The sequence below is a fragment of the Bacteroidota bacterium genome (assembly GCA_018692315.1).
In the GTDB taxonomy this organism is placed as follows: Bacteria; Bacteroidota; Bacteroidia; order Bacteroidales; family JABHKC01; genus JABHKC01.
The window spans coordinates 1-10,200 of the sequence record JABHKC010000107.1 but is presented as its reverse complement, the minus strand read 5'-3'; the positions used below and the strand labels follow the sequence as shown (position 1 = coordinate 10,200).

The following is a 10,200-nucleotide window of genomic DNA, read 5'->3' as shown; positions in this document are numbered from 1 at the left end:
TTTTTATAAAATAATTAATTTTTGATGAGATTTCTATTTTCTTTCATGCAGTAAATGCTTTTGTATTAGACAAATGAAAAAAATAGAAATATCGCAAAAAGAGATGTTTTTAATTTTGAACTGTTTTCTTAGAGGCACTATTTACAGCTTTTTAGAATAGACAAAAAAAATAACTATTCAAATCAAATTTTTCCACTATGTTATCAAAATATTATTTATTTTTGACAGCTTTATTATAACATATTGAATGATTGACTAAAATAAAGATGGAAAAATTATCGAATAGATTGAAAAAACTTTCAGATTCGCAGACTCTGGTTATGACTCAAAAATCTCGCGAATTAAAAAATAAAGGTTTCGATGTTATAAATTTAAGTATCGGAGAACCAGATTTTAACACTCCGGATCCTGTGAAAGAAGCTGCAAAAATAGCGATTGATAATAATTTTACTCACTATTCTCCGGTTGCAGGTTTTGCAGACCTTCTGGCAGTTATTTCAACAAAATTTAAAAAAGAAAATAATTTAGACTACAAACCTAATCAAATTGTAGTTTCGAACGGAGCAAAACAGTCTATTGTAAACATTTTGATGTGTATAATTAATGATGATGACGAAGTAATAATTCCAAAACCTTACTGGGTTAGCTACCCTGAAATGGTAAAACTTGCCGGAGGTAAACCTGTTTATTTAGATAGTTCAATACAAACAGATTTTAAACTCGACCCAAAGCAATTAGAAGAAAAAATTAACGATAAAACAAAAGCTATAATTTTCAATTCTCCATCGAATCCCACAGGTTCGGTTTACTCACAGACCGAGCTAAAGGCAATTGCTGATATTCTTGCAAAAAACAAAAATGTATATATCATTTCAGACGAGATTTACGAACACATAAACTTTTGCGGAAAGCACGAAAGCATTGCGCAGTTTCCCGAAATCAAAGAAAGAGTTATTGTTGTAAACGGTGTTTCAAAGGCATTTGCAATGACAGGCTGGCGAATTGGATATATAGGAGCGCCACAGTGGATTGCGAAAGAATGTATCAAACTTCAAGGGCAGATTACCTCAGGGGCATCTTCTATTGCACAAAAAGCAGCTTTAGCAGCAATTAGTTCAGATGAGCCATTTTCAAAAATAATGTGTCAGGAATTTTTAGTTCGCAGAGACAATGTTTTGAAATTATTGAACGAAATTCCCGGTGTGAAATGTAATGTTCCAGAAGGTGCATTCTATGTTTTCCCAAATATTAGTAGCTATTTCAATAAATCATTCGGGAAGTATAAGATTTCCAATTCAGAAGACCTTAGTATGTATATTCTTGAAACAGTATATGTTGGGATAGTTCCGGGCAGTGCTTTTGGTAACGAAAACTGTGTAAGAATTTCTTATGCTGTGAAAAATGAGAAATTGGTGGAGGCTATCAGCCGAATAAAAACTGCTTTAGCCAAACTCAAATAATTATTCACTGACACAACGTTTTCAACAAATTCCTTTTCTTCAATTTTTGAATGAATGAAAGAAAATATGACAATTAATAAATTCAATATCAGAATCTATGGTTTATTTCTTAATGAAGAAAACAAAATTCTCATTTCTGATGAATTTCGTCTGGGAATGAAAATGACAAAATTTCCAGGGGGAGGCTTAGAATTTGGCGAAGGAAGCATCGACTGTTTGCAGCGAGAAGCTATTGAAGAATTTGGTCAGGAAATTTGCGATATAGAACATTTTTATACGAGCGATTTTTTTCAGCAATCATATTATTTCACAGATTCACAACTTATTAGCATATATTATTTTTTTAAATTTAAAGAAAAAATAAAATTCCCAGTTTCTGAAAAACCCTTCGATTTTTTTGGAAACATTGATGGTGCACAATCGTTCAGATTTCTTAGCCTTCAGGAACTGAAGCTCACTGATTTTAGTTTTCCAATTGATAGAAAAGTAGCAGAACTACTAATTTCACATTTGTAATTAGTAATCATAAAAATGAGGCAAAAGAATAAAGCAATTTTCATTGACAGAGACGGGGTTCTAAATTATGAAAAGTCTTATATAAAATCTCCGGAAGAATTAGAACTTTTTCCTTTTTCAGCAAAAGCAATAAAAAAAATCAACAATTCTGAATATCTAACAATAGTAATCACTAACCAATCAGGGATTGCAAGGAATTTGTTTACTGAGGAAACTTTATTTGAAATTCACGAAAAACTACATTTGGAGTTAAAAAAAGCGAATGCCCGAATCGACAAAATATACTATTGCCCCCACTTTCCCGAAGCATCAGAAAATTACAATAAAAAATTTGTTAGAGATTGTGATTGCAGAAAACCAAAATCAAGAATGCTTTTTCAAGCTGCTAAAGATTTCAATATTGATCTTTCTAAATCGTTTATGATTGGCGATTCGGAAAGAGATATTATTGCTGGAAAAAATGCAGGTCTCACAACAATTTTAGTAAAGACAGGCAAAAACATACAAAATATAAAGCAAAAACCGGATTTTATTTTGGATAATTTGAAGGTTGCTGTGGATTATATTCTTTCAACAAATAAAAGCTAATTGAAAAGTAATTCGAAATTAAATCTAAAATCTCAACTTCAAACCAAAACCATTTTCTGAAAATGCAAAATTTAATTTAAAATCATTTGACAAAGAACTGGTAGTCATATCGTTGTTATAAATATCAATAGCTTTTTTGGCTTTTCTATTGTATATTGAAATTAGGGGTATTGAAATTAAAACTACTCCTACACCAATACCAATTAGAGCCTCTTTAGGTTTTTGTCCGTATATCTGTTGGACTGCTGGAATTCCAAATAAGAACGCTCCACTTGCGAATAAGACATATGCAAAATCATTGGCTGACTTAGCAGATATTAACACATTTAGTGCCTCTTCATTTGATTCTACAATAGCATATAAATTTGATAGCTTCACATATTTGCCGTTTTGATAAAATCGATATTTGCCGTTTATTTTTTCATAGCTAATATGCTCATTTGGTATTTGAGTGAAAAGCGTTCCAATACAACAAAATAATAATGCTGAAAGTATAATTTTTCTCATATCAAAAAATCTTATTATAATGGAATATAACCACCAATAGAATATAACAACATTGCGGGTGTTTGTTCAAAATCGTCAGGCCACGCAGGACCTTTACTAATTGGAAATCCGAGACCAATCTGGAATGTAAACCACTTTTTTCCTCTAAAAACATAAGTTGCGCCAAATAAGTTTTGAGTAAAACTCTCTCCTACTCCTTGATTCCAATAAGTCAACGACAAAAATGAACTACGAACTGTAGGTTTAAAATGATAATTTAAGGCTCCTCCGAATCCTACAAAACCAAAACCAAATTGCAAACCTACTTTTTGGGTTATCAAAGATTCAAAATCGACACCTACTAAGGAACCACCACCTTGCAAAATCCCAATAGTTATACAATTTCTTTTTTCAAAAGTATTTTGTCCATAATCAATCTGAGAAAATAGGTTATAATTAAAACCAAAAATGAATAGTAAAATGAATAGTTTTTTCATTGTCTTAAATTTTTGAAATTATTTTGTTGCAATATAGATATTAATTTTCTTTGACCAAAATATATATTAATAATGCACTATAAAGGGCAAGCTTAACTAAAGTTTCAATCTACTGATACAACCAAACCCTAAGCACCGAAAGTAGTCTTTCAGTATCAACAGGTTTTGTAAGGTAGTCGTTAGCTCCTGAGCTAATGCACTTGTCTCTATCGCCTTGCATAGCTTTGGCGGTGAGTGCAATCATAGGAAGTTTGCTGAATTTTCTTTGTTTCCGAATTTCTTCCATAGCTTCGTAGCCATTCATTTCCGGCATCATAATATCCATCAAAACTAAATTTGTATCAGGGTGTTCTTCAAGTCTGGCAAGAGCTTCTTTGCCATTCATTCCAACAACAATTTCTAAGCCTCGTTCCTCTAACAAACTTGTCAGGGCAAAAACATTTCTCATATCATCGTCAACAATCAGGACTTTTTTGTCCTTCATAATATCGTCTTTGCTATGAACTCCTTTAAGTATTTTTTGCTTGTCTTCAGCCAAATCTGATTCGACCCTATGCAAAAACAATGTAGTTTCTGCCAAAAGTCTGTCCGGCGACTTTACACCTTTAATGATAATTCTATCAGAATATGCTTGTAATTTTTTCTCATCTTCTCGTGTTAGATCTTTACCAGTGTATATAATAACCGGAATTTTTGAAGCTTTTCCCTTTTTCCCAATTTTTTGAAGCAAATCGAATCCGGTCATATCACCAAGACCCAGATCCAGAATTATACAATCAAAATTATCATTTTTCAATAGTTTCAAAGCTTCTTTTCCGGTTTCAACAGGAGTTATTGCAACGTCAGATTCTTCAATTAGTTCTACAATTCCCATCCTCATAGCCTCATCGTCTTCAACAACTAATAGCTTTTTCAAAGGCTTAGAAATTATATCGTTAATTTTTTCGAAAGCTTTATTTATATCGTCAAGACTTACGGGTTTTGTTAAAAATCCAACTGCTCCTTTTTTCATAGCCTCAAGACTTTTATCGGCTCCCGACATGAAATGAACAGGAATATGTCTTGTTTGTGGATTTTCTTTCAATCGGTCCATAACTTCCCAACCGGAAATTCCAGGTAATCCAATATCAAGAATTATTGCATTTGGTTTATAGTAGTCGGCATAATGAAGCCCTGTTTCTCCATTTCTTGCAATCATACACTTGAAATTTCTTTCGTGTGCAAGATCGTATAGAATTTGAGAAAAATCAACATCGTCTTCAATTATTAGAATGAAGATATCTCCCTTTTTAATATTTGTTCTATCGTCTCTAACATTGTCAGGACTTTTGGTAGGTGCAATATTTTCTTTTATAACTTCAGGTTTGAGGGGTTTTGGAGAATCAGAAGTTACAATTGATTTTTCGGGCACGGAAACCGTTGGGCTTTTTTGCTCTACAAAACTACTTGTAGCAGCATTTTCGCTTAAAGATGAACCTTCAGAACCATTAAAAACCAATGGGATGATTAACGAAAAAATTGTACCATTATCTTCAATGCTTTCTAATTGTAGTTCGCCACCAAGCAAATATGCAAAGTTTTTAGAAATTGTCAATCCTAAACCTGTTCCGCCATATTTTCTCGAAGTTGTTCCATCGGCTTGTTTAAACGCCTCAAAAATTAAGGACTGCTTCTCGGCAGGAATTCCAATTCCGGTATCTTCAACACTAATCATTATTGAATTTTCTTTGTTCAATAATTTGTTCGAGAAAACAATTTTTTCAGAAGGAGTCAAAAGTTTCAGGCTAATGCTTCCTTTTTTGGTGAATTTCAAAGCATTAGAAATAAGGTTTCTAATAATTTGTTGCACCCTCATAGAATCTGTAAGTATTGATTTTGGTAATTTTTCATCAACGATAGTTCTAAATTCGAGCCCCTTCTCTTTTGTAAGCGGAACAAATGTTTCTTCAATTTCGGAAATAAATTCGGAAACATACATTTTTTCAATACTTAATTCTAATTTTCCGGCCTCGACTTTCGAAAGATCTAAAACTTCATTTATCAAAGATAGCAAGCTATTTCCTGATGAATATATAGTTTTTGCAGACTTTATTTGCTTTTCAGTGAGATTCTCATTTCTATTATTTCCAAGAATTTGTGAAAGCACCAAAATACTGTTTAAAGGAGTTCGCAATTCGTGCGACATATTTGCAAGAAATTCGGATTTGTATTTGCTTGCCATCTCTAAATCATTTGCTTTTTTCTCAATTTCCTTTTGAGCAATATTTAGTTCTGTATTTTTTTTCTCAATATCGTCTTTTTGCTTTTTTATGGATTTTGTTCTTTCTTCAAGTTCTTCGTTTGTAACTCTAAGCTCTTCTTGTTGAGCCTGAAGTCCTTGTTCCGATTTTTTCAGAGCCTTTGTTTGTTCTTCAAGTTCTTCGTTGGTCGATCGCAATTCTTCTTGTTGAGCCTGAAGTTCTTGTTCGCTTTTTCTGAGAGCTTTTGTTTGCTCTTCGAGTTCTTCGTTAGACACTCGTAATTCTTCTTGTTGTGTTTGCAATTCTTCGGCTTGCTGCTGAGTCTGCTCCAATAGTATTTGCAATTCAGTTCTCGCTATGGCTGAATTCATACTAATTGCTACGTTTTCGCTAATAGCCTGTAGAAAATCAATTTTCAAATCGGACAATTCCGTAAATGACCCAATTTCAATAACTCCAAGTATTTTTCCATCGTATATACAAGGTAAAACCAGCACGCATTTTGGAGAAGATTTTCCAAGACCCGAACTTACGGAAATATAATCTTCGGGCAAGTTTGAAACAATAATCATTTTGCGTTCAAGTATTGATTGCCCCACAATTCCTTCACCAATTTTTATTTCATTAGAAAGATTTTTTCGATGAGCATAGGCATAGCTAGCAATCATTTTATATTTATCCTCGCTACTTTTATAATACATTGCTCCGACCTGAACATCTAAATATTCCGCTATAAAACTAATTATGTTCTGACATAAATCAGCAATCAAAAGGTCGCCACGCATTTTATCGCCAAGAGTAGCCTGTCCGGTTTTCAACCAATTTTGTCTTTCGTTTTCGGCAGTAACTTTTGCAAGGGTTTTTGTCATAAGAGATAAGGAAACTCCTAACTCATCTTTTTCCGATTTGGGTTCAATTTCTTTAGAATAATCGCCTTTTGCAATAGTATTTGCCTGATCTACAACAGAAATAAGATTTTCTCTCATTTGTTTCAGAGAATTCCCTAATTGGTCTTTTTCGCTTTTCACCTCAACAGATTTGGTAAAATCGCCGATTGCAATTTTTTGGGCATGATTCACTACAGAAATCAAGGTTTCTCTCATTTCGTTGACCGATTTTCCAAGTTGATCATCCTTGCTTTTCACTTCAACAGATTTGCTATAATCTCCTATTGCAATAGATTTACTAACTTCGGTGATAGCTTTGAAGGTATTTACAACATCTCCAAATCTATCTTTCATTTCACCTACTTCATTTTTCGGAAGTTTAATATCTTGGTAGCTCAACTTTCCTAAACTTACTTCCTTTGCCCAATTCGAAAGTCTTATTATCGGTTTTACAATTTTTATGGTTATCCATATTGCCAGTATTATCACAATTATGATTATAATAACTGTGAGCATGATCATATCAACTTTCATACCGTTCGACATAGCATTTGCTTCAACTTCCTGCATTTCGGCAACAATTGCCCAATCTACCCCTAAATCTGTCAGATTTTTCGAAATATACCAAGCTCCTCCAACAATTTCCCCATATTTATCGACATAAAAGAAGTCTTTGCGGGCTGTTCCATTTTTCCACGAAACAGAAAGCTCAGTATCCATTTTTTTATTTAAAATACTGGTTTCAGGTTCATTTCGCGAAGCTGACCTCAATAATAAATCTTTTCCGATTATATATGTGCTACCGGTTTTTCCAAGACCTGTGGTGTCAAGCATCAAATTGTTAATATTGCTTACAGGAATTTGTAGTGCAGTCAATCCTACTTTCTTTTGATTGTAGAAAATAGGTTGTAACATAAAAATTGCCAAATTCCTGTTTCGACCATAAAATGTAATATCAGATAATACTGGTTTGTTTTTAATTAAAGCTTGCGAAAAACTTTTTTCTAATTCCGGACTCGAAAAATCTCCTGAAAGGATGCTTGTTCCAATAGCTTTTTTTTGATTTGATGAATATAATATATTTCCATCTAAATCGAGAAAAATAACATCTTGATAATAATTGTGCTTAACGAAATCTTTAAATTCGTTATCGATATTTAGATATTTGCTATTTGCAATTTCATGTTCATTAAAATTGTAAAACTCAGCTTTCTTCTTCCCAAAATCGTCGTTTAATGTCATGAAAAAATTGATATAGTCTTTTCTGCCGGCTTTTGTTTCTACATCACTTAAAACTTTAGCAAAATATAAATCTAGATTTTCGGCTTTTAAAGCAGATATGACTTTTAAATTATTGTCAATTACTTTTTCCATTCCAGACTTTCCGTCTAAATAAATAATGTAACTTAAAATGGCAATTGGAATTACTGAAAATCCGAGTAAAAGTGAAAGGATTAATTTTCCCAATCCATTTATAAAAGAAATTTTTAAATATTTTTTGTTTGAATGTCTGCTTTCGTGTGGCATTTTTTATACTATTATAATTTCTATTATGTTAATTCATTAACTATTCTAATTAATTCGGAAGAATTGAATGGTTTTGTTATATAGTCGTCCATTCCTTGATCGAGACATTTTTGTTTATAGCCAACCATTGCGTGGGCAGTCATAGCCACAATTGGTGTATAAACATCGATAGTTGATTCAAAATCTCTAATTTCTTTTGTTGATTCAAAACCATCCATATTTGGCATTTGTACATCCATGAAAATAATATCGTAGCGATTAGCAAATGCCAAATCTCTTGCTTCAAGTCCATCGTTGGCAACTGTTACGTCCCACCCGTTTATTTTCATAAATCCTACAGCGAGTCTTTGATTTATCAAATTATCCTCAGCGAGAAGTACCTTGACAGATTTTGCACGTTTTGTTTTAACTTCTAATTTTTCTTTTGATGTTTTTAGTGTTGAATCTAAAATACTGTTTCCCATCGATTTATTAACAACTTTCCAAACATCTCTCATAAAAACAGGTTTTGTTATAAAGTCGCTTACCCCTATTTTAACATAATCGATTTTATTTATTAAGCTTTGACTCATCGAAAGGAGAACAATGTATGGTTTTTCTTCAATGCAAGTTTGTTCAGAAAGCTTTTTAAGGAAATCGAAGCCACTCATTTCGGGCATCAGAAGATCCACAAAAATTATATTGTATTGCTTTTTTTCTACACAAATTTTTTCTAATGCTTCCTGCCCACTTGCTACTTTTTCATTCGGAATTTTCCAATTGTCTAAATAGGAAGATAGAATTTCTCTTGCGGATTCATTATCGTCTATTATAATAGCTTTATAATCGGGACGGGAAATCTCTATTTTAAGTTTTTCAGAAATATTTTTCGACTCTCCTTTTTTTAGATTAATTACAAAACTAAATATACTCCCCTTACCTAATTCACTTTCAACCACAATTTTTCCACCCATTAGAGAAACAAGGTTTTTTGAAATTGACAATCCTAATCCTGTCCCTCCAAATTTCCGGGTTGTGGAACTATCAGCTTGTGTAAAAGTCTCAAACAGGGTGGATATCTTGTCGTTGGGTATTCCTATTCCTGTGTCATTAACAGACATTTTTATGTGCCAGGAATCATCATTAATACTATCCAATTCGGCATATATTCCAACTTCTCCTTGATTTGTAAATTTTATTGCGTTTCCTATGAGATTTAGCAAAATTTGTCGTATTCGCACGGGATCGCCAATTGCAACTTCAGGAATTTTGTCTGAAACCGAAAGCAATAATTCAATCTTTTTCTCGAATGCTTTAACCGAAATCATAGATATTGCTTTCTCAAAAACTTCGACCAAATTAAAATCGGTTGATTCTAATTGCATTTTATCGGCTTCAATTTTCGAAATATCTAAAATTTCGTTTAATATTTCTAAAAGGGACTCACCCGATTGCCTTATTGTTTTCACTTTTTCTCTCTGGTCATTCTCCAGTACTCCCATCAAAACCAACTCCGACATTCCAATAATTCCATTTAGAGGAGTTCTAATTTCATGACTCATATTTGCCAAAAATTCACTTTTAGCTTTATTGGCTACTTCTGCCATATCCATTGTAATCCGTAGTTCGCTTTGCGAATTTATCAAATCCGAAATAGTATGTTCTAACTTGTGAGTCAATTGCTCAAGGGCAACTTTCTGCTTATACAAATCAATGAAAACACTAACTTTAGATTTCAAAATCTCGGGCTCAATTGGTTTAAACAAATAGTCAACCGCACCAGAATCGTAAGCCCTAAAAATATGTTTCTTTTCTTTGCTAATGGCAGTTACAAAAATAATCGGAATGTTTCTCGTACGTTCGCTACCTCTCATCAGCTCAGTAATTGTAAATATATTATTGCTACAACTACTTATAATGGTTTGATAGTATAATTCCAATCTTCTCCATGAAATTCATGTTTATATATGTTAATTTTTTCGAAATCTGATTTAGATATTTTAATCCCTGTTTCATAGAT

At 32.7% G+C, this 10,200-nt stretch carries 8 protein-coding genes; 3 read left to right on the top strand and 5 right to left on the bottom strand.

The window, feature by feature from the left end; all coding sequences use genetic code 11:
• The first annotated feature begins 266 nt into the window (after positions 1-266).
• The 3 genes from HN894_08785 to gmhB all read left to right on the top strand — a co-directional run bounded on the left by HN894_08785 (position 267) and on the right by gmhB (position 2,564).
• Positions 267-1,460 (top strand): pyridoxal phosphate-dependent aminotransferase, encoded by a 1,194-nt coding sequence (locus tag HN894_08785; GenBank protein ID MBT7143420.1) that lies wholly within the window; start codon positions 267-269, stop codon positions 1,458-1,460.
• A gap of 66 nt (positions 1,461-1,526) precedes the next feature.
• Positions 1,527-1,976, top strand: coding sequence for an NUDIX domain-containing protein (locus HN894_08780; protein MBT7143419.1), 450 nt, complete (start codon positions 1,527-1,529; stop codon positions 1,974-1,976).
• A gap of 15 nt (positions 1,977-1,991) precedes the next feature.
• Positions 1,992-2,564, top strand: coding sequence for a D-glycero-beta-D-manno-heptose 1,7-bisphosphate 7-phosphatase (gmhB, locus tag HN894_08775; protein ID MBT7143418.1), 573 nt, complete (start codon positions 1,992-1,994; stop codon positions 2,562-2,564).
• A gap of 24 nt (positions 2,565-2,588) precedes the next feature.
• Here gmhB and HN894_08770 read toward each other — a convergent pair whose 3' ends face one another.
• The 5 genes from HN894_08770 to HN894_08750 form a co-directional block, all read right to left on the bottom strand.
• The gene (locus tag HN894_08770; GenBank protein ID MBT7143417.1) at positions 2,589-3,071 is read right to left on the bottom strand and encodes a hypothetical protein; all 483 of its coding nucleotides are present in this window, start codon (positions 3,069-3,071) and stop codon (positions 2,589-2,591) included.
• 14 nt (positions 3,072-3,085) lie between these two features.
• Positions 3,086-3,547 carry a hypothetical protein gene (locus HN894_08765; protein MBT7143416.1) on the bottom strand — a complete coding sequence of 154 codons (462 nt, stop codon included), beginning with the start codon at positions 3,545-3,547 and terminating at the stop codon, positions 3,086-3,088.
• Positions 3,548-3,656: 109 nt separating this feature from the next.
• The gene (locus HN894_08760) at positions 3,657-8,201 is read right to left on the bottom strand and encodes a response regulator (GenBank protein MBT7143415.1); all 4,545 of its coding nucleotides are present in this window, start codon (positions 8,199-8,201) and stop codon (positions 3,657-3,659) included.
• 23 nt (positions 8,202-8,224) lie between these two features.
• A complete protein-coding gene (locus HN894_08755) occupies positions 8,225-10,120 on the bottom strand; it encodes a response regulator (protein ID MBT7143414.1) in 1,896 nt (631 codons plus the stop codon).
• A partial coding sequence (locus tag HN894_08750) for a hypothetical protein (protein MBT7143413.1) occupies positions 10,093-10,200 on the bottom strand: 108 nt, incomplete at its 5' end. The genes HN894_08750 and HN894_08755, both read right to left, overlap by 28 nt.

Excerpts from the sequence above, each read along its gene's own strand:
- HN894_08770 (MBT7143417.1), bottom strand. The coding sequence starts at position 3,071 with ATGAGAAAAATTATACTTTCAGCATTATTATTTTGTTGTATTGGAACG.
- HN894_08765 (MBT7143416.1), bottom strand. The coding sequence starts at position 3,547 with ATGAAAAAACTATTCATTTTACTATTCATTTTTGGTTTTAATTATAAC.
- HN894_08780 (MBT7143419.1), top strand. The coding sequence starts at position 1,527 with ATGACAATTAATAAATTCAATATCAGAATCTATGGTTTATTTCTTAAT.
- HN894_08785 (MBT7143420.1), top strand. The coding sequence starts at position 267 with ATGGAAAAATTATCGAATAGATTGAAAAAACTTTCAGATTCGCAGACT.
- HN894_08760 (MBT7143415.1), bottom strand. The coding sequence starts at position 8,201 with ATGCCACACGAAAGCAGACATTCAAACAAAAAATATTTAAAAATTTCT.
- gmhB (MBT7143418.1), top strand. The coding sequence starts at position 1,992 with ATGAGGCAAAAGAATAAAGCAATTTTCATTGACAGAGACGGGGTTCTA.